Annotated in this window: 17 protein-coding genes and 2 pseudogenes; 7 read left to right on the forward strand and 12 right to left on the reverse strand. The window is 70.4% G+C overall.

Translation table 11 applies throughout. The annotated features are described in order from the left end of the window. Positions 1-37: 37 nt before the first annotated feature. Genes cobN through NF20_RS05120 form a run of 5 tightly spaced genes read right to left on the reverse strand, consistent with a single transcriptional unit; the run spans position 38 to position 6,949 of the window. Positions 38-3,613, reverse strand: coding sequence for a cobaltochelatase subunit CobN (gene cobN / locus NF20_RS05100; protein ID WP_033712181.1), 3,576 nt, complete (start codon positions 3,611-3,613; stop codon positions 38-40). Further along, positions 3,606-4,289 (reverse strand): alpha/beta hydrolase family protein, encoded by a 684-nt coding sequence (locus NF20_RS05105; RefSeq protein WP_019733949.1) that lies wholly within the window; start codon positions 4,287-4,289, stop codon positions 3,606-3,608. Before NF20_RS05105 ends, cobN begins: the two co-directional genes overlap by 8 nt. A gap of 52 nt (positions 4,290-4,341) precedes the next feature. Then, positions 4,342-5,352 (reverse strand): ABC transporter substrate-binding protein, encoded by a 1,011-nt coding sequence (locus tag NF20_RS05110; protein WP_009976677.1) that lies wholly within the window; start codon positions 5,350-5,352, stop codon positions 4,342-4,344. Next, positions 5,349-6,104 (reverse strand): ABC transporter ATP-binding protein, encoded by a 756-nt coding sequence (locus tag NF20_RS05115; RefSeq protein WP_019733948.1) that lies wholly within the window; start codon positions 6,102-6,104, stop codon positions 5,349-5,351. The genes NF20_RS05110 and NF20_RS05115 overlap by 4 nt, the downstream gene beginning before the upstream one ends. A gap of 17 nt (positions 6,105-6,121) precedes the next feature. Next, on the reverse strand, positions 6,122-6,949 hold the full coding sequence (locus tag NF20_RS05120) for an ABC transporter permease (RefSeq protein WP_003872134.1): 828 nt from the start codon (positions 6,947-6,949) through the stop codon (positions 6,122-6,124). 90 nt (positions 6,950-7,039) lie between these two features. Here NF20_RS05120 and cobG point away from each other — a divergent pair, with 90 nt between their 5' ends. The 3 genes from cobG to NF20_RS05135 are packed head-to-tail and all read left to right on the forward strand — an operon-like array spanning position 7,040 to position 10,258. Next, a complete protein-coding gene (gene cobG / locus NF20_RS05125) occupies positions 7,040-8,140 on the forward strand; it encodes a precorrin-3B synthase (RefSeq protein ID WP_019733947.1) in 1,101 nt (366 codons plus the stop codon). Positions 8,141-8,144: 4 nt separating this feature from the next. Further along, positions 8,145-8,771, forward strand: a complete 627-nt coding sequence (locus NF20_RS05130) for a precorrin-8X methylmutase (RefSeq protein WP_033712178.1) — start codon at positions 8,145-8,147, stop codon at positions 8,769-8,771. Next, positions 8,768-10,258, forward strand: a complete 1,491-nt coding sequence (locus NF20_RS05135) for a precorrin-2 C(20)-methyltransferase (protein WP_033712176.1) — start codon at positions 8,768-8,770, stop codon at positions 10,256-10,258. The genes NF20_RS05130 and NF20_RS05135 overlap by 4 nt, the downstream gene beginning before the upstream one ends. A 3-nt stretch (positions 10,259-10,261) precedes the next feature. Here NF20_RS05135 and NF20_RS05140 read toward each other — a convergent pair whose 3' ends face one another. Then, a complete protein-coding gene (locus tag NF20_RS05140; protein WP_033712172.1) occupies positions 10,262-11,914 on the reverse strand; it encodes a PPE family protein in 1,653 nt (550 codons plus the stop codon). A gap of 176 nt (positions 11,915-12,090) precedes the next feature. Between NF20_RS05140 and NF20_RS28005 the strand changes: the two are divergent. Beyond that, positions 12,091-12,783: pseudogene (locus NF20_RS28005) on the forward strand (DUF2275 domain-containing protein); the annotation flags it as partial. Positions 12,784-12,897: 114 nt separating this feature from the next. Continuing rightward, positions 12,898-13,452, forward strand: a complete 555-nt coding sequence (sigC, locus tag NF20_RS28010; protein WP_031348810.1) for an RNA polymerase sigma factor SigC — start codon at positions 12,898-12,900, stop codon at positions 13,450-13,452. On the opposite strand, the gene NF20_RS05150 is transcribed toward sigC, so the two are convergent. Genes NF20_RS05150 through NF20_RS05165 form a run of 4 tightly spaced genes read right to left on the reverse strand, consistent with a single transcriptional unit; the run spans position 13,449 to position 16,900 of the window. Continuing rightward, positions 13,449-14,186: a cobalt-precorrin-6A reductase gene (locus NF20_RS05150; protein WP_165928402.1), complete on the reverse strand. Its 738-nt coding sequence runs from the start codon at positions 14,184-14,186 to the stop codon at positions 13,449-13,451. The two genes, sigC and NF20_RS05150, sit on opposite strands and share 4 nt — an antisense overlap. Continuing rightward, positions 14,183-14,938: a precorrin-4 C(11)-methyltransferase gene (cobM, locus tag NF20_RS05155; protein ID WP_023899671.1), complete on the reverse strand. Its 756-nt coding sequence runs from the start codon at positions 14,936-14,938 to the stop codon at positions 14,183-14,185. The genes NF20_RS05150 and cobM overlap by 4 nt, the downstream gene beginning before the upstream one ends. Further along, complete coding sequence (locus NF20_RS05160) at positions 14,935-16,104, reverse strand: bifunctional cobalt-precorrin-7 (C(5))-methyltransferase/cobalt-precorrin-6B (C(15))-methyltransferase (protein WP_019733455.1); 1,170 nt, start codon at positions 16,102-16,104, stop codon at positions 14,935-14,937. The genes cobM and NF20_RS05160 overlap by 4 nt, the downstream gene beginning before the upstream one ends. Before the next feature lie 46 nt (positions 16,105-16,150). Continuing rightward, positions 16,151-16,900, reverse strand: a complete 750-nt coding sequence (locus tag NF20_RS05165; protein ID WP_019733456.1) for an SDR family NAD(P)-dependent oxidoreductase — start codon at positions 16,898-16,900, stop codon at positions 16,151-16,153. A 35-nt stretch (positions 16,901-16,935) separates the two neighbouring features. Between NF20_RS05165 and NF20_RS05170 the strand changes: the two genes are divergently transcribed. Next, positions 16,936-17,346 (forward strand): F420-dependent biliverdin reductase, encoded by a 411-nt coding sequence (locus NF20_RS05170; protein ID WP_003872145.1) that lies wholly within the window; start codon positions 16,936-16,938, stop codon positions 17,344-17,346. A gap of 25 nt (positions 17,347-17,371) precedes the next feature. On the opposite strand, the gene NF20_RS25975 is transcribed toward NF20_RS05170, so the two are convergent. Next, positions 17,372-17,947 carry a TNT antitoxin family protein gene (locus tag NF20_RS25975; protein WP_224113042.1) on the reverse strand — a complete coding sequence of 192 codons (576 nt, stop codon included), beginning with the start codon at positions 17,945-17,947 and terminating at the stop codon, positions 17,372-17,374. Between the two features lie 243 nt (positions 17,948-18,190). On the opposite strand from NF20_RS25975, the pseudogene NF20_RS05175 reads away from it, so the two are divergent. Then, a pseudogene (locus NF20_RS05175) lies at positions 18,191-18,435 on the forward strand (PPOX class F420-dependent enzyme); the annotation flags it as partial. Here the strand turns inward: NF20_RS05175 and NF20_RS25980 are convergent. Continuing rightward, the gene (locus NF20_RS25980) at positions 18,432-18,695 is read right to left on the reverse strand and encodes a hypothetical protein (RefSeq protein WP_075362266.1); all 264 of its coding nucleotides are present in this window, start codon (positions 18,693-18,695) and stop codon (positions 18,432-18,434) included. The pseudogene NF20_RS05175 and the gene NF20_RS25980 overlap by 4 nt on opposite strands. Positions 18,696-18,977 lie beyond the last annotated feature (282 nt).

An 18,977-nucleotide genomic window follows, 5' to 3' on the forward strand; every position in this document is an offset into this window, starting at 1 on the left:
GAGTGTGAGACCAGCCGCATGCTCGGCGAGCAGCCGCTCAGCCCTCCAGGTCGCCCTCCGTTTCCAGCAGCGCCTGGCGCAGGCCGTCCAGGGTTTCCGGTTGTGGCTGCGCCCACATACCCCGCCCGGCCGCCTCCAGCAGCCGTTCGGCCATGCCGTGCAGCGCCCAGGGATTCGACTCGGCCATGAATTTCCGGTTCTCCGGATCCAGCACGTAGCGCTCGGTGAGCTGTTCGTACATCCAGTCGGCCATCACGCCCGCGGTGGCGTCGTACCCGAACAGGTAGTCGACGGTCGCCGCCATCTCGAAGGCACCCTTGTAGCCGTGCCGGCGCATCGCCGCCATCCAGCGCGGGTTGACCACCCGGGCCCGGAACACCCGCGTGGTCTCCTCCGACAGGGTGCGGGTGCGGATCGCGTCGGGTCGGGTGTTGTCGCCGATGTAGGCCGCCGGCGCCTGGCCGGTCAGCGCCCGCACCGTGGCGACCATGCCGCCGTGGTACTGGAAGTAGTCGTCCGAGTCGGCGATGTCGTGTTCGCGGGTGTCGGTGTTCTTGGCCGCGACCGCGATGCGCCGGTACTGGCGGTTCATGTCGTCGACCGCCTCGCGGCCATCCAGGTCGCGGCCGTAAGCGAAACCGCCCCAGGCGGTGTACACCGCGGCCAGGTCGGCGTCGTCGCGCCAGTTGCGGCTGTCGATCAGCTGCAGCAACCCCGCACCGTAGGTGCCCGGCTTGGAGCCGAAAATCCTTGTGGTGGCGCGTCGTTGGTCGCCGTGCTGCGCCAGGTCGGCTTGGGCGTGGGCGCGGACGTAGTTGTCGGCGGCGGGCTCGTCCAGGCCGGCGACCAGTCGCACCGCGTCATCGAGCATGGTAACCACATGCGGGAAGGCGTCCCGGAAGAAACCCGAGATCCGCACGGTCACATCGATGCGCGGGCGGCCCAGCTCGGCCAGCGGGATCGGGGCGAGCTCGACGACCCGGCGTGACGCATCATCCCACACCGGCCGAACACCAAGCAGCGCAAGGACTTCGGCGATGTCGTCGCCGGCGGTGCGCATCGCGGAGGTGCCCCACACCGACAGGCCGACCGATTGCGGCCACCGGCCGTGGTCGTCGCGGTAGCGGGTCAGCAGCGAATCCGCCAGCGCCACACCGGCTTCCCAGGCCAGCCGGGACGGGACCGCTTTGGGGTCGACGGAGTAGAAGTTGCGCCCGGTGGGCAGGACGTTCACCAGCCCGCGCAGCGGCGAGCCCGACGGGCCGGCCGGGATGAAACGGCCGTCCAGGGCGCGCAGCACCTGGTCGATTTCGGCGCTGCTGCCGGCCAGCCGGGGCACCACTTCGGCGGCCGCGAACCGCAGCACCGCCGCGGCGTCGGCGTTGTCGGTGAGCCGCCCGGCGGCGTCGGGATCCCAGCCGGTGGCCTGCAGCGCCGCTACCAGTTCCCGGGCTGCGGCCTCGGCCCCGTCGACCGCCGAGCGTTCGTCGGTGCCGTCCTCGGCCAGACCCAGCGCCTGGCGCAGGCCGAGGAGGACCTGCTCGCCGCCGAACAGTTGACGGGCACGCAGTATCGCCAGCACCAGGTCCAGTTCGGCTTCCCCCGTTGGCTTTTGGCCCAGGACGTGCAGGCCGTCGCGGATCTGGACGTCCTTGATCTCGCACAGCCAGCCGTCGACGTGCAGCAGCATGTCGTCGAAGGAGTCCTCCTCGGGGCGTTCGGTGAGCCCGAGGTCGTGGTCCATCTTGGCGGCCCGGATCAGCGTCCAGATCTGCTGGCGGATGGCGGGCAGCTTGCCGGGGTCCAGCGCGGCGACGTTGGCGTGCTCGTCGAGCAGCTGCTCCAAACGGGCGATGTCGCCGTAGGTTTCGGCGCGCGCCATCGGCGGGATGAGATGGTCGACGAGCACCGCGTGCGCGCGCCGTTTGGCCTGGGTGCCCTCGCCGGGGTCGTTGACCAGGAACGGGTAGATCAGCGGCAGGTCGCCCAGCGCGGCGTCGGGCGCGCAGCCCGCCGACAGGCCCAGCGTCTTGCCGGGCAGCCACTCCAGGTTGCCGTGCTTGCCCAGGTGCACCACCGCGTGCGCGCCGAATCCGGCGTCCAGCCAGTGGTAGGCGGCCAGGTAGTGGTGGCTGGGCGGCAGGTCGGGGTCGTGGTAGATCGCGACCGGGTTGTCCCCGAAGCCGCGGGGCGGCTGCACCATCAGCACCACGTTGCCCGATTGTATTGCGGCGATGACGATCTCGCCGTCGGGATCGTTGCTGCGGTCCACGAAAAGCTGCCCGGGTGGCGGGCCCCAGTGCTGCTGGACGGCGTCGGTGAACTCGGCGGGCAGGGTCGCGAACCAGGCGCGGTAGTCGGCGGCGGACACCCGGATCGGGTTGCCGGCCAGTTGCCCCTCGGTGAGCCAGTCGGGGTCTTGCCCGCCCCGCTCGATCAGGGCGTGGATCAGGGCGTCGCCGTCGTTCGCCTCGACGCCGGGCAGGTCGCCGATGCGGTAGCCGTGCGCGTGCATGGCCCGCAGCAGGGCGACCGCGCTGGCCGGGGTGTCCAGCCCCACCGCGTTGCCGATGCGGGCGTGCTTGGTGGGATAGGCCGAGAACACCAGGGCCACCCGTTTGTCGGCCGGGGCGACGTGGCGCAGCCGGGCATGCCGCACCGCCAGCCCCGCCACCCGGGCGCATCGCTCGGGGTCGGCGACGTAGGAGATCAGGCCGTCGTCGTCGATCTCCTTGAAGGAGAACGGGACCGTGATGATGCGGCCGTCGAATTCCGGTACCGCGACCTGACTGGCCACGTCGAGCGGGCTCAGGCCGTCGTCGTTCTGCAACCACTGGGCCCGCGGGGTGGTCAGGCACAGCCCTTGCAGAATCGGGATGTCAAGGGCGGCAAGGTGTTCGACGTTCCAGCTGTCGTCGGAACCACCGGCCGCCGCCTCCGCCGGTTTCAGTCCCCCGGCGGCCAGCACGGTCACCACCATGGCGTCGGCCTCGCGCAGCCGTTGCAGCAGTTCGGGTTCGGCGGTGCGCAGCGACGCGCAGTAGATCGGCATGGGCCGCGCGCCGGCGTCCTCGATGGCCGCACACAGCGCCTCGACGTAGCCGGTGTTGCCGGCCAGGTGTTGGGCGCGGTAGTACAGCACGGCGATGGTCGGGCCGTCGGTGTCGATCGCGTTGGGCCGCGCCGGTTCGCCCCAGGTCGGCGTCATGACCGGTGGGGCGAAACCGAATCCGGTCATCAGCACGGTGTCGGACAGAAAGGCGTGCAGCTGGCGCAGATTCTCGACGCCGCCGTGCGCCAAATAGATGTGCGCCTGCACCGCGATGCCGGCGGCCGGCGTGGACAGGCCGGTCAACTCGGCGTCGGCGGCCTGCTCACCGCTGACCAGCACGGTGGGCACGCCGCTGGCGAGCACCGTGTCGATGCCGTGTTGCCAGGCGCGGTAACCGCCGAGGATGCGCACCACCACGATGGCGGCATCGGCCAAGAGATCGGGCAGTTCGTCGTCGGACAGCCGCGACGGGTTGGCCCACCGATAGTTTTTCCCACTGGAACGGGCGCTGATCAGGTCCGTGTCGGATGTCGACAGCAGCAGGATGGTCGGCTCAGCCACCCAAGTACCGTAGCGTCGCCGCGATCCGGGCGGCGACCTCCCCGGCGACCCGCAGCGTCTCTTCCCGCGCGCCGGGTTGGTAGCGGTCGGCGACCGGGTCGTAGTCGGCGCCGGCGATCGACCCGTGATCGGCAGCCACCTCGACGAGCTGCACCGGCCGGCCGATCCGCTGCAGGTGTGCGGCGAAGTCCCGGCTGGCACTCACCGGCACCACATCGTCGGCGACGCCGTGCAGCAGCGTGAACGCGGTGCCGCTGCGGTCGGGCGGCACCGTGTCGGTGGCCGCCCGACCGGTGAGCGGGTCGGGAACCATGAACGCGCCGGCCAGGCAGAAGGTGTGCAGGGACGCCACGCCGAATCGATCCGCCTGCAGGGTGACGCCCGCCGCGGCGACCCCACCCAGCGACCACCCGACCAGCGCCACCGCCCCGGAGTCACCGGCGAGCCCGCGGGTGAAGTCCAGCGATCGCAACAGGTCGGCGCGTCCGCCGTCGGCGGCGTGGGAGTTCCAGTCCGGCGCCACCACCATCAGACCGTGGGCGGCGAGCAGGCCGGCCAGCGGGCCGACGGCGGCGCGGGCGTCGGTTTGCGCGCCGTGCCACAGCAAGACCGTGGGTGATGCCGGTTCGCCGAAGACGTCGGCCCAGCGGCCCGGGGCGTAGCGCAGCGTCCTCACCGCAACAGGGTGCCCGCCCCGGGCTGCCCCCAATCCGTGCCGAGCATGGGGTTCAGCTGACCAGGCCCGGCCGCAATGCCGCGTTGAACCGGCGGTCCACCCAGTTGGCGAACCTCGGCGCGGATTGCAGTTGGCCGGCCGCGGCGAACAGGTCGGCGAGCTTCTGTTCCGAGGCCACCACGTCATCGCCGAGTTCGGTGGGCAACCGCAGGCTCCGGGCCTGCGACACCGCCGCCACTTGAGGGTCCAATCCGACTGCGGCAGCATAGCTTTGGGCCCACTGTTGCGGATGCGCCCGCGCCCAGCGCACCGCCGTTTCGAACCGCACCAGCAGGTCACCCAGGGCGGTGTTGCGTTTCGGATCGGCCAGCGCCTGGTCGGATGCGACGCCGATCCAGTCGCCGTTGGTGACGCCCTGCGCCTCGGCGATGCTGCGCACCGGGATCTGCTGTTCGGCCTGGGCCGTGTAGGGATCCCAGATGGCCCAGGCGTCGGCCTGGTGCTGGCTGAACGCGGACAGCGCGTCGGCGGGCTGCAGGTACACGAACTTGACGTCGGCGGGTTTGATTGCCGCCCGGTCCAATTGGGCCAGCAGGTTGGCGTGCGACGAGCTGCCCTTGGCGACGGCGATCGCCTTCCCGCGCAGGTCGGAGACCGAGGTGATCGGCGAATCCGCGTGCACCAGAATGCGATTGCCCGCCCCGCCGCCGCCATAGGCGGAGACCGCCTTGATCCGGGCGTTGCTGGCCGCGCCGAAGATCGGCGGGGTGTTGCCGGTGATCGCGAAGTCGATCTTGCCCGCGGTGGCCGCCTCGACCTGCGGTGGCCCCGAGGTGAACGTCGAGAAGGCGACCCGGTAGGGAAGGTTGTCCAGCTGCCCGGCGGCGCGCAGCAGCGCCTCGGTGCCGCCCTTCTGGTCGCCGACCTGCAAGGTGAGGCCGGACAGCTCGGACAACGGCACCGCGGCCGGTGGTGGTGTGGGCCCGGAAGTCGTTGTCCGGGAAACGCATCCGGTCAGCAGCAGCCCGACGGTCGCGGTCAGCGCGACGACGCCGCGGATCACTGCCGCACGCCGAGACGATCCAGCAGCTCGGCGCGATACCACTCGGTGTGCGCGCCGGGCTCCCCGGGTGTGCGCCGGGGCGGGTCGATGGCCAGCTCGTGGACCACGCGGCCGTCCTCGAGCACCAGCACCCGATCGGCCAGCGCGACCGCCTCGTCGACGTCGTGCGTGACCAGCAGCACCCCGAAGCCGTGCCGTCGCCACAGGTCCAGCAGCAAAGTGTGCATGCTCAGCCGGGTCAATGCGTCCAGGGCGCCGAAGGGTTCGTCGAGCAGCAGCAGCCGCGGCTCGGCGACCAGCGCCCGCGCCAGCGAAACCCGTTGCGCCTGACCGCCGGACAGCGTCAGCGGCCAGGCCCGGGCGTGGTCGGCCAGCCCGACGTCGGCCAGCGCCCGCTCAGCGCGCCGACGCACCTGCGCGCGCGGCAGCCGGGTGCGGGTGAGCCCGTAGCCGACATTGGTCCGCACATCCCGCCACGGGAACAGCCGCGGCTCCTGGAAGGCCAGCGCGGGGGCGCCGGCCACCAGCCGCCGGCCGGTGTGGTCGTGTGACAGACCGGCCAGCACCCGCAACACCGTCGATTTGCCAGAGCCGCTGCGCCCGATCAGCGCGACGATCTGACCGCTCGGTATCTGCAGCGAAACGTCTTGGAGCACATGGCGGTTGCCGTACCACTTGTCGACGTGGCGCAGTTCGCCGGCAACATCGGTGCGCGACCCGGCGAGCGGGCCGGATTCTGCGGTCAGTGTCAAGCCTGAGCCTTTCGGTGTCAGTGTCGGTAGCGCACGGCGCGGCGCTCGATGAGGCGGACGACCGCGTCGGTGATGATGCCCAGCAACGCGTAGATGGTCAGCCCGAAGATGATGATGTCGATGCGCAGGAAATCGCGCGCGTTGTTGATCAGGAAGCCGATGCCCTTGTCGGCGTTGATCTGTTCGGCGACGATCAACGTCAGCCAGGCGATCGCCAGCGACTGGCGCAAACCGACCAGCACCTGCGGCGCCGTTCCGGGCACCAGGATCCGCCGGAACCGCTGAAAGAACGAAAAACCCAGCACCTGAGCGGTTTCCAGCATCTTGGGGTCGACCTGGCGGATCGCGGAGAAGGTGTTCAGGTACAGCGGGAAGACCACACCCAGCGCCACCAGCAAGACCTTGGGCAGCTCGCCGATGCCGAACCACAGGATGAACAGCGGGATCAGCCCCAGGTGCGGCAGCGCCCTGATCATCTGCAGGGGTGGATCCACGGTGGCCTCGACCCAGCGGGACAGGCCGACGGCGGCGCCCGCCACGATGCCGATAACCCCGCCCAGCGCCAACCCCTCGACGACGCGGACGGTGGAGATGTGCAGCGCGTCGGCGAGCTGGCCGTTGCGCGTCAACTCCACGCCGGCCTGCAGTATCAACGAGGGGGCGGGCAGCACATCCTGCGCGATCACGCCGATCGCGCTGCCCAGCTGCCACAGCGCCAGCAGCGCCAGCGGGGAAACCAGGCGCACCACTTCCCATTTGCGGCGCGCCCACAGCCCGCCCGGCGCGCCGGATGCGGCGCCCCCAAGGCGTTTCGGCGCAGCGTCGAGCGCGGTGGCAATGCTCACCGTGCCGACGGTAGGGGCGGTCGATGCCTTGGGTAAGGGTTTAGGTCTGGCTGAAGGCAATCCCCCGGCGCCGGGCCGTACCGTGGACGGGTGGCCAGGACGCGCGACGCCGACGCATGCCCGGGTGCGCTGCAGGTGCACCAGGCCGCCGACGGTGCCCTGGCCCGGGTGCGGTTGCCCGGCGGCATGCTCACACCGGCCCAGCTGACGGTGTTGTGCGACATCGCCGATCGGTCGGGCTCGCCGACGCTGGAGCTCACCGCGCGGGGCAACGTGCAGCTGCGCGGCCTCACCGACGTGACGGCGGCGGCCGGGGCGCTGGCGGCCGCGGGTCTGTTGCCGTCGGCGACGCACGAGCGGGTGCGCAACATCGTGGCCTCACCGCTGTCGGGGCGGTCCGGCGGTAACCTCGACGTGAGGCGGTGGGTCGGCGAGTTGGATGCCGCGATCCGCGCGCAGCCCCGACTGGCCGAGCTGGGCGGCCGGTTCTGGTTCAGCCTCGACGACGGGCGCGCCGACGTGTCGGGTCTGCGCGCCGACGTCGGCGTGCATGCGCTGCCCGACGGCTGCGCGGTGTTGCTCGCCGGGCGCGACACCGGTGTCCGGCTGCCGCCCGACCAGGTGGTCGCGACGCTGGTCGGCGTCGCGACGCGGTTCGTGCAGGTCCGCGGAAGTGCTTGGCGCGTCCAGGAATTGGATGACCCAAACCAGCTGCTGCCCGGCGCCGAGTGCGGGCCGATCGCCTATCCCACCGTCACCAAGCCCCCGGTGGGCTGGATAACACAGGACGACGGCCGGGTGACACTGGGCGCCGCGGTGCCGCTGGGGGTGCTGTCGGCCCGCGTCGCGGAGTATCTGGCCGCCCTGCAGGCGCCGCTGGTGATCACGCCGTGGCGCTCGGTGCTGGTGGGTGACCTTCGCGAAGAGGTGGCCGACGCCGCGCTGCGGGTGCTGGCGCCGTTGGGTCTGGTGTTCGACGAGAACTCGCCCTGGCTGAGCGTCAGCGCCTGCACCGGCAGCCCGGGGTGCGCGCGCTCGGCCGCCGACGTGCGGGCCGACGCCGCGCTGGCGGCGCGGGACGGGACTGCCCCGGGGCACCGTCATTTCGTCGGGTGCGAACGCGCCTGCGGCAGTCCGCTCGCCGGCGAGGTGCTGCTGGCGACCGGCGAGGGATACCGGCAGCTACGGTAATCGGGTGCTCGACTACATCCGCGATGCGGCGGAGATCTATCGCCTGTCGTTCGCGACCATCCGCGCCGAAGCCGACTTGGCCCGCTTCCCCGCCGATGTGGCCCGCGTGGTGGTGCGGCTGATCCACACCTGCGGGCAGGTCGACGTGGCCGAGCACGTCGCATTCACCGACGATGTCGTCGAGCGAGTGGGCACCGCCCTGCGCGCCGGCGCCCCGGTGCTGTGCGACTCGTCGATGGTGGCCGCCGGGATCACCGCGGCGCGGTTGCCGGCCGACAACGAGGTGGTGTCCCTGGTCGCCGATCCCCGGGCGGCCGAACTGGCCGCCCGCCGGCAGACCACCCGCTCGGCGGCCGGGGTCGAGCTGTGGGCCGACCGGCTGCCGGGCGCCGTGCTGGCCATCGGCAACGCGCCCACCGCGCTGTTCCGGCTGCTCGAGCTGGTCGACGACGGGGTGGGCCCGCCGGCCGGGGTGCTGGGCGGGCCGGTCGGATTCGTCGGGTCGGCGCAGTCCAAGCAGGAGCTCGTCGACAACCCGCGCGGCATGTCGTACCTGGTGGTGCGGGGCCGCCGCGGCGGCAGCGCGATGGCCGCCGCGGCCGTCAACGCGATCGCGAGCGACCGCGAATGACGGCACCGGCCAACCCGCGAGGGACGTTGTGGGGCGTCGGGCTGGGGCCTGGTGACCCGGAGTTGGTCACCGTCAAGGCCGCCCGGGTGATCGGCGAGGCCGACGTGGTCGCCTACCACAGCGCCCGGCACGGCCGCAGCATCGCCCGCGGCATCGCCGAACCGTACCTGCGGCCCGGCCAGATCGAGGAGCACCTGGTGTACCCGGTCACCACCGAGGTGACCGACCATCCCGGCGGCTATGCCGGCGCGATCGAGGACTTCTACGTCGAGGCCACCGCGCGCATCGCGGCGCACCTCGACGCGGGTCGCGACGTGGCGCTGCTGGCCGAGGGCGACCCGCTGTTCTACAGCTCCTACATGCACCTGCACACCCGGCTGACGCAGCAGTTCGACGCCGTCATCGTGCCGGGCGTGACCTCGGTGAGCGCCGCGTCGGCGGCCATCGCCACCCCGTTGGTGGCCGGCGACGAGGTGCTGTCGGTGCTGCCGGGCACATTGCCGGTCTCCGAGCTGACCCGGCGCCTCGCCGACGCCGACGCCGCCGTCGTCCTCAAGTTGGGACGCTCGTATCACGCTGTGCGGGAAGCTCTTTCACAGTCCGGTCAGCTCGACGACGCCGTCTATGTGGAGCGGGCCAGCACGTCGGCGCAACGCATCGTGCCCGCCGCGGACGTGGACGCGGCCGGTGTTCCGTACTTCTCGCTGGCCATCCTGCCGGGCGGGCAGCGCGCGCGGCGCGCGCCGGGCGCCGGCACCGTCGCGGTGGTGGGCCTGGGCCCGGGCGACGCGCAGTGGATGACGCCGCAGAGCCGCCGCGAGTTGGCCGCGGCGACCGATCTCGTCGGCTACGGCCGTTACCTGGACCGGGTGCCGGTTCGCGACGGTCAACGGCGCCACCCCAGCGACAACCGCGACGAACCCGAACGGGCGCGGCTGGCCTGCGCGCTGGCCGAGCAGGGCCGGGCGGTGGCGGTGGTGTCGTCGGGCGATCCCGGCGTGTTCGCGATGGCGACCGCGGTGCTGGAAGAGGCCAAGCAGTGGCCGGGCGTGCAGGTGCGGGTGATCCCGGCGATGACGGCCGCCCAGGCGGTCGCCAGCCGGGTCGGCGCGCCGTTGGGGCACGACTACGCGGTGATCTCGCTGTCCGACCGGCTCAAGCCGTGGGAGGTGATCGCGGCGCGGCTGGAGGCCGCGGCGGCCGCCGACCTGGTGCTGGCGATCTACAACCCGGCGTCCAAGGCGCGGACCTGGCAGGTCGGCGCGATGCGCGACATCCTGCTGGCCCGTCGCGAACCCGGCACGCCGGTGGTGATCGGCCGCGACGTGTCCGGCCCCGACGAGGACGTCCGGGTGGTGCGGCTGGCCGATCTGGATCCCGCCGAGATCGACATGCGCTGCCTGTTGATCGTCGGGTCCTCGCAAACCCAGTGGTACTCCGACGATTCCGGGGACCGGGTGTTCACGCCCCGGCGCTATGAGATGTAACGCTCAGTCGCGGTCCCAGGTGCTGGGCATCATCGGCACGCCGGGGCCCTCGCTCAACCCGTCCCGGGTCAGCGTCGCCAATCCGGCGGGCCTCGCCGCGTCGGATTTGGTTGCGGCACCGGCGAATCCGAGTTGGCCGGCGCTCGCCTCGGAGGCCACCGGGCCGTCGTCGGGGCCGCCGTCCTCGGGGCCGCTGTCGGTATCGAGGTCCATGTATTCGTAGCGGTAGGCGCGGTCGGTGGCGGTGCCGCGGCGGCGCCGACGCGCCCGCGCCTTCTTGCTGCCCGCGGCGGCGGCCGCGGCCGCCGCGGGCGCGTCGAGGTCGTCGGGCGCCGGTTCCTCCGACTTGCGGCGTGCCCGGCTGCTCGCGCTGCCGCGCGCCGACAGACCCGACAGTCCGACCGCGTACAGGGCGTCGGACATGCCGGCGCCGATTCCGTCGGTGGCGGTGGGGCCGAAGCCGACACCGGGTCCCCCGCCGACCGGTCCGCCGCCGGCGGATCCGGCCATCGTCGGGGCCGGGGCGGACGCCGTCGTCGGCACGTGGCTCACGCCGGCCGGCGCGCCGGCGATGGTGGGCGCGGGAACGGTGGCAACCGGCGCCGGCGCGGCGGCGACCGGGACCGGCGCGGCCATCGACAGCGGGGCCGCGACGCTGATCGCGGTCACCGCGGCCGCCGCCCCACCCGCCGCGGCCGCGCCGATCGCCGCCACCACCACCGGCGCGAGCACCACGGCCATCTGGATCGCCGCCTGCATGAACGGCCAGAAGATCATCAACGTGTGAAAGATGGCCCAGCCCAAGGCGGTCGACAGGGCCGGCGAGAACCCGAGCTGGCCGAAGAACGAGGCCAGGCCGTTGACGAACGGCACCGGCGGGAACGGCCAGCCGCCGGGATTGAGGTCCTTGGACACCGGCCAGGCGAAATTCTGCGTGTATTGCTTCAGCCACGCGGTCAGCTGATCCTGCCAGGACGGATAGGACTGCGCCGCCGTGCTGGCCTGCTGCTGGGTGCTCGACGTGTCGGCGTGGTTGAGATTGGAGCCGGAATCGGTGGCCGGGGCCGCCGCGGCGCTCTGGACCGCCGCGGCGGTGGCGGCGCCCGCCTCGGCGCCCGGGGCGACGATCGTCGGCGCGGGCGTGGTCGGCGGAACCGCGGCAAGCGCGGACTGACTGACGGCCTGGTAGGTCGACATCGTCGTCGCGGCCTGCACCCACATCCGCGCGTAGTCGGCCTCGTTGACCGCGATCGGGATGGTGTTGATGCCGAAGAAGTTGGTGGCGACCAGCGCCCCGTGCACCGCGTGATTGGTCGCGAGCTCACCCAGCGTCGGCATGGCCGCCAGCGCGGCGGTGTAGGCGCCGGCCGCCGTCTCGTGCAGGCTCGCCGCGGTCGAGCTCTTGGCCGCGCTCTCCAGCAACCAGGCGTGGTATGGGGCGTGGGCGGCCACGTACTGCTCGGCGCTGGGTCCTTCCCAGGCGCCGGCGTGCGCGGCGGCCAGCAACCCGTCGAGTTCGGCCGCCGCGGCGGCGTACTCGGTGCTCATCGACGACCAGGCGCTGGCCGCGGCCAGCAGCGGCGCCGGTCCAGGACCGCTGCCGAGCAGCGTCGAGTGCACTTCGGGGGGAAACGCGATCCAGACGGGGGCGGTCATCGTCGGGGGCCTTCGGGCAACAACACGAATACCTCTTCGGTGAATCTCGTGGATGGGCTGGCGAGCTTTCCCCCACAGGTCGGTCGCCGGGACCGTTTGGTTCCACGCGAATTCGCGCGGCGCCCCAACTCGCGGGAGTCTTTGCGCGCAGACCCGCCATGCGCAACGATGCAGGGATGCGGTGTGACGTTGCCCGGGAGGCGCTGTCGGCTCGGCTGGACGGTGAGCGTCCTCAGGTGCTCGCGCAGCAGGTCGATGCCCACCTCGAGGCGTGCCGGGGCTGCCGCTCCTGGCTGATCGGGGCGGCGGTGCAGACCCGTCGGCTGGCCTCGGTGACGCCGGGTGAGGGACCCGACCTGGTGGACAAGATCATGGCCAGCATTAGCGAGCAGCCGACCGGGCGCCCGGCCTGGATGCGCTGGTTGCGGTCGCACTATCGCCGCTGGGGGCTGATCGGAGTCGGACTGTTCCAGGTGGCGATCGCCGCCGCCCAGATCAGCGGGATCGATTTCGGTATGGTCGCCGGCCACATGCACGGCGCGATGTCCGGCGAGCACCTGATGCACGAGTCCACGGCGTGGTTGCTGGCGCTCGGGCTGGCGATGATCGCCGCCGGCGTCTGGCCCGCCTCGGCGTCGGGGGTGGCGGCGATCACCGGCGTGTATTCGGTTGCGCTGCTGGGTTATGTCATCGTCGACGCCTTCGACGGGGAGGTGACTGCCACCCGCATCGCCAGCCACATGCCGCTGCTGCTCGGCCTGGCGTTCGCGTTGCTGGTGGCGCGGGAACGGGTGGGATCGCGCCGGCCCGGCTCCTCCGACGCGACGGCCGACGCCGGCTTTGCGGCCTGGGCCGCTGACGCTCCCGCGGGCCGGCGGCGCGGACACCTGCGGCCCATCAATCGCGCGGCCCCCTACCCCACCGCATCGTCTACGACGACCCGTCGTAGGATCGGAAAACCCGCGCAATTAAGGTGGTTGGGCATGATCGCGCCGAGCGACGACGAGGCGGTAACCGAGCTCGCGTTGTCCGCCGCGCGCGGGAACGCCCGGGCGCTCGAGGCGTTCATCAAGGCCACCCAGCAAGACGTGTGGCGGTTCGTCGCGTATCTGTGCGATGCGGGCAGCGCCGACGATCTGACCCAGGAGACGTTCCTGCGCGCGATCGGCGCCATCGAGCGGTTCTCCGGACGCTCGAGTGCCCGGACGTGGCTGCTGTCCATCGCGCGCCGCGTCGTGGCCGACCACATCCGTCACCTGCAGTCGCGGCCGCGCGCCGCGGTGGGCGCCGATCCCGAACACGTGCTGCGCACCGACCGCCACGCCCGCGGATTCGAGGATCTGGTCGAGGTGACGACGATGATCGCCGGCCTCAATCCCGAACAGCGCGAAGCGCTGTTGCTCACCCAGTTGCTCGGGCTGCCCTACGCCGACGCCGCCGCGGTGTGCGGCTGCCCGGTGGGCACCATCCGATCGCGGGTGGCTCGGGCCCGCGACGCGCTGCTGGCCGACGGCGAGCGCAGCGACCTGACCGGCTAGTCCTTGATCGCCAGCGCCGCAACCCATTCGGCGGCCTCGGCCACACTGCCGACCGCCGACACGCCGGCCGGCAGCGCCGGCCTTGCCACCATCACGACCGGAATGTCCAGCGCTGCAGCGGCATCCAGCTTCGCGCGGGTCATCTGACCGCCGCTGTTCTTGGTGACCAAGGCGTCGATCCGGTGCTCGCCCAGCAGGGCGAGCTCGTCGTCGTAGCGATACGGGCCGCGGGAAAGCACCACCCGGTGACGACGCGGCAGTGTGGTCGCATCCGGTTCGGTGACGGCCCGGATCAGAAACCACGCGTCGCTGTCCTTGAACGCCCGCGCCCCCGAGCGGCCGGTGGTGAGAAACACTCGCGAATAGCCTTGCTCGGCAACGGTTTCCGCGGCGTGGGTATCCGAGTCGACGACGGTGGCCGCTCCCGGGTCCCAGGCCGGGCGGGCCAGCACCAGGTGTGGCAGCCCCAGCTCGGCGCAGGCTTGGGCGGCGTGTGCCGTCATGGTGGAGGCGAAGGGGTGGGTGGCGTCCACCACGGAGTCGATGTGTTCGTCGCGCAGCCACCGCCGCAGCCCGTCGACACCGCCGAAGCCGCCGATCCGCACCGGCCCGACCGGCAGCGCCGGATCGGGCACCCGGCCGGCCAGCGAGCTGATGATGTCGATCCGCGGATGCAGGGCCTTGGCCAGGGCGCGCGCCTCGCCGGTGCCGCCGAGCAGCAGCAGTCGCATCAGTGCCTGCTTCCGCGGGCGCGGCCGGTCGAATACAGGTAGCTGTCGGTGAATCCGCCGGCGGTCAGCGCGTCGCCGACGATGATGACGGCGGTCTTGGTGATGTGGGCGTCGTGCATCTGCGCGGCGATGTCGTCGAGAGTGCCGCGCAGCACCGTTTGCTGCGGCCAGCTCGCGAAAGCGACTACTGCGCAAGGTGTTTGGGGTTGACAGCCGCTGTCGAGAAGTTGCCCGACGATGCTGTCGATCTGCGCGGCGGCCAGATGGAGCACCAGGGTGCCGCCGGTTCGGGCCAGGGTGGCCAGGTCTTCGCCGGGCGGCATCGCCGTGGACAGGGTGGCCACCCGGCTCAGCGTCACCGTCTGCGCAACACCGGGGACGGTGAGCTCGCGCTTGAGCACGGCCGCGGCCGCGGCGAAAGCCGGTACGCCGGGCACGATTTCGTAGCCGATGCCCAGTGCGTCGAGCCGGCGGCATTGCTCGGCCAGCGCGCTGTACAGCGAGGGGTCGCCGGAATGCAGCCGCGCCACGTCGTGGCCGGCGGCGTGCGCTTGGCGGAGCTCGGTGGTGATCTGATCCAGCGTCAGCGGGCCGGTGTCGACGATTCTCGCGTCCGGTGGGCACAGTGCCAGCAGGTCGTCGGGCATGATCGAACCCGCGTACAGACACACCGGGCAGCTTTGCAGCAGCCGTTGGCCGCGGACGGTGATCAGGTCCGCGGCGCCCGGGCCCGCACCGATGAAGTAGACGGTCACCGGGTCACCGCCCACTGGGTGACCGGGAACTGCGGGTGCCAGCCGGTGAAGGCGCCCAACGCCTTGCCGTGATAGTGCTGGAAGCGTCGCAGCTGCCCACCGAACCGCGTATAGGCTTGGATGACAACGGCTTCCGACTCGGTGGTGACCACGTTGGCGACGAGCCGTCCGCCGCTGGGCAGGTGGTCGAAGCAGGCGTCGAGGAGGCCGGGCTGGGTCAGTCCGCCGCCGATGAAGATGGCCGACGGCGGCTCGGCGTCGTCGAAAGCGTCCGGGGCGTCGCCGTGCACGTCGATGGCCGCGCCGAATGCCGCGGCATTGGCCGCCAGGTTGTGCCGGCGCTGTGCGTGGCGTTCGAATACGGTTGCGCAGCAACCTGTTCCGCTCAGACACCACTCCACGCTGATGCTGCCCGAGCCGGCGCCGACATCCCACAACCGCTCCCCCGGCCGCGGCGCCAGCGCGGCCAGCGTCACCGCGCGGATTCCCTGCTTGGTGATCTGCCCGTCGTGGGTGAAGGCGTCATCGGGCAGCGGCCAGACGCGCTCGTCGGGCAGGTAGCGTACGGCGATCACGTTGAGCGGGTCGATGCCTGCGGCACCGTCGGCCCAGTCGCGGGCGGTGCCGTCGCGGCGGTGTTCGTCTAGGGCGCCGAGTCTTTCGAGAACGGTGAACTGCGAATCACCGCGGCCGTGCGCGGTCAGCAGCGCGGCCAGCTCGGTGGGGGTGGCTGCGCCCTGCGACAGGACGATCGCCTGGCCGCCGCGGCGCACCGCGGTGTGCGGCGGCGCGGTGACCAGGCTGATCACCTCGGTGTCGTGCACGTTCCAGCCCATGCGCGCGCAGGCCAGCGTCACGGAGGACACGTGTGGCAGCACCCGCACCCGACCGGCGCCGTGCAGGCGGATCAGCGTCCCGCCGATGCCGTGCAGCAGCGGGTCGCCGCTGGCCACGATGTGGACGTCGCCGGTGTGGTCGTCCAGCAGGCTCTGCAACGCCGGAAGCATCGGCGACGGCCAATGCCGCCGGGGTGCCGGCACCGTGTCGTCGAGCAGATCCAGTTGCCGTTTGGAGCCGTAAATGACCGCGGCGCTTCGTAGTTCGGCGCGTGATGCCTCGGCGAGTCCCGCCATGCCGTCGGCGCCGATGCCGACCACGACGATCATGGATGCCGCTCCGCATCGGATCGGGCCGCGTGGTCGCCGGTGCGGATCATCGCGGCATCCTGCGCCAGATGGGCTGGGGCAGCATGCGCAGCACGGCGGCCGCGGGCCCCAGCGCCCACGGAATCCACACGGTGCGACGGCCTTTCGCCAGCGCACGCGCGGTCGCGGCGGCCACCTGCGCGGGCGTGCTCGACAGTGGCGCCGGCGTCATGCCTTCGGTCATCCGGCCGATCACGAAGCCCGGGCGCACAATCAGCAACCGCACGCCGGTGCCGTGCAGCGCGTCGGCCAGGCCGCTGGCGAAGCCGTCCAGGCCGGCCTTGGCCGACCCGTAGACGTAGTTGGCCCGCCGCACGCGCGCGCCCGCGATCGAGGAGAACACCACCAGTTGGCCCCGGCCGGCTGCGCGCATGGCGGTAGCCAGGTGCGTGAGCATGCTGACCTGTGCGACGTAGTCGGTGTGCACGATGGCGACCGCGTGCTCGGCGTCGGTTTCGGCGCGGGCCTGATCACCCAGGATTCCGTAGGCCAGCACCGCGGTGCCGATGGGCCCGTGGTCGGCGACGACCGAGGCGACCAGCGGGCCGTGCGAGGCCAGGTCGTCGGCGTCGAATTCCCGGGTGTGCACGGCCGAGGCGCCGGCGGCTTTGAGCGCGTCGACCTGGTCGTTGAGCCGGTCGGCGTTGCGCGCCGCCAGCACGACCGTCGTTCCCGGCGCCAGCCGTCGGGCCAGCTCGACGCCGATTTCGCTGCGGCCGCCCAGGATTAGTACCGGAGCTGCGCCCGTGTCGTCCACGGCTGCGATTATTACCTGCGCTAGCGTGGGCGGTGATGGCGAATACCACTACCCGGCTCACCGACGACGCGTTGGCGTTTCTGTCGGAGCGCCATCTGGCCATGCTCACCACGCTGCGGGCCGACAATTCGCCGCACGTGGTGGCGGTGGGTTTCACCTTCGACCCCAAGACGCACATCGCCCGGGTGATCACCACCGGCGGGTCGCAGAAGGCGATCAACGCCGATCGCGGCGGGCTGGCCGTGCTCAGCCAGGTCGACGGGGCGCGGTGGTTGTCGCTGGAGGGCCGGTCCAAGGTGAACAGCGACGTCGACGCGGTGCGCGACGCCGAGTTGCGTTACGCCCAGCGCTACCGCACGCCGCGGCCCAACCCGCGACGGGTGGTCATCGAGGTTCAGATCGAGCGGGTGCTCGGGTCGTCGGATCTGTTGGACCGGGGCGCGTAAGCGTCGTCGGACCTGGAGAATTCGGTCATCGCCGCTCGAAAAGCGGCGTTCCGTCTGGATCGAGCATGGACGCTTCAATCTGGTCTATTGTTGCGTTCAGATACAGTGCGAGTTTCTTGAGATCGGCTGTTGCAGTTATTTTGTCGGCGCTACCGACCGCTACCGCCGAGCCATCGGGCGCAACTAGAGCGAAACGTTCGACGCCTTCGTATTCGCGAGTTTCGATGTTGACGTCGGAGTGTTCGTCCTCCGCCGAGACTGGTACACCGATCCGAGGCAGATTCCTCGCGCTGCGAATGTACATCCCGAATTTTCCGAACAAGTACTTCTCGATCGTGTCGATCGACGGAGCTGCTAAGACGAAGCGTTCGGATTCCATGCGGTCCGAATCAGTAATTACGAACCAGCCATCCGGCTTCTTGTCGATGAAGAGGCAACTTTCACCTAGCCCCGACCAAAATATGGTCCGCCCATCTCTAGTACTTGAACCAGGTGTCAGAGTGTAATCAGCTAGCTTCGCCCATTGCCCAAGGCGTTGCGAAAGTTGTATGCCGCTTGTCATCTCAATACACCCCGTCGCATTTGATACCTCTGTGGACATTCACCCAATGTATGTGCCAGCTGCGTCTCTCGCTCGAAGCTACGGCCGAGCGTTCTCCCAGATGCAAAACAGGGGCTTACCATCGGGCGCCTGGAATGAAGCCTTTATATCCTCGATCGTGCGTCTAAATAATGCGACAGTGTGACTAACCAATCAAGCGCTGCAACCGCAACAGAGCCACCCGATCGATCTCGTAGAACATGACGTTCACGACCCGAGTTCACCATCTTCCATTACGGCGAGGTACTGGCCGTTCGTTTTGCCGATCCGATCGACGGAGTCACCGTAGTCCCGCAAGTAGGAGTTCGCATCTGTAACGCCGATCGCGGCGGGCTGGCCGTGTTCAGCCAGGTCGACGGGGCGCGGTGGTTGTCACTGGAGGGCGGTCCAAGGTGAACAGCGATGTCGACGCGGTGCGCGACGCCAGGCTGCGCTACGCCCAGCGCTACCGCACGCCGCGGTCCAACCCGCGACGGGGTGGCTTCTAAACAGGAGTCCCACGGTTACTACCCGGTTGTTGTAGGAGTAAGTCATCGTGTTCGTGCCTCCGACACGCTTCGATGAAGTCAACGGCAGCCCCACGGTCGTTTAAGAATTGGTGATATTGATCCGAGGTGAGCTCATAATATTCTTCGTAATCTACGATCCCATTACTAACGGGGATCGACGCATAATACCGGCCTGAGGTTGACTCTACGCCGATCGAATATCTATCCTCTCGCGAAAAATATGCGTCCTCAAACTTCATTACAGTTCTTTCTATTCGAAGACATCGGTTGCAGTTCCATTCAACCCGGCGCATTTTGGCTGTTGCAGCCTTCATCCCGCATACGGGCGAGTTCTCAAATTCCGGATCAACCGGTTGCCAGACTCGCGACAGCAGTTAGCGGAGGTTCCACCCCACGCATCGGCCGATCTCGTGCAGTGCTTCCTGGGATAGTTCTGGATGCTTTTCGTGAAAACGTTTCAGCATATCGTTCACACCCTCTGCTAGTGTCTTGTCGCCCCATTCGACGGGCATCGCAACAGC

This window comes from Mycobacterium sp. MAC_080597_8934 (assembly GCF_000523975.1).
In the GTDB taxonomy this organism is placed as follows: Bacteria; Actinomycetota; Actinomycetes; order Mycobacteriales; family Mycobacteriaceae; genus Mycobacterium; species Mycobacterium avium.